The 320-nt window shown below is 71.9% G+C and carries 1 protein-coding gene; it reads left to right on the forward strand.

Going from position 1 to position 320, the window contains the following annotated elements:
- The coding region (locus LRG07_RS13860) for a DUF6858 family protein (RefSeq protein WP_238642796.1) at positions 1-282 on the forward strand (282 nt) is incomplete at its 5' end.
- Positions 283-320: the final 38 nt, after the last annotated feature.

The following is a 320-nucleotide window of genomic DNA, read 5'->3' on the forward strand; positions in this document are numbered from 1 at the left end:
CGCGCCGCCTACATCGCCACCTTCGACCACTACGCCCACACCCAGAGCCTGCCCGACGGCGAGATCGCCGACGAGATCGAGGATGCGAAGAACGTCATCTTCTGCGTCGGCCGGCGCCTGCCCATGGCCCTGGCCCCGGCGCTGCGCCCCCGCTCCATCGGGGTCGTGGAGCTGCCGGACCGCTTCGTGGTCAGCTTCATGGAGTCGCCGATGCCGCTGGCCAACGAGCTCATGACCCAGTGGCTCCACGAGCTGGCGGAGGAGGCGGAGCCGGCCTCCTGACCGGCCGCCCACCGCCCGTCCTCCGCCTGCGCCGCCTT

Origin of the sequence: Halorhodospira sp. 9622, assembly GCF_022228025.1 — a bacterium.
Classification (GTDB): domain Bacteria; phylum Pseudomonadota; class Gammaproteobacteria; order Nitrococcales; family Halorhodospiraceae; genus Halorhodospira; species Halorhodospira halophila_A.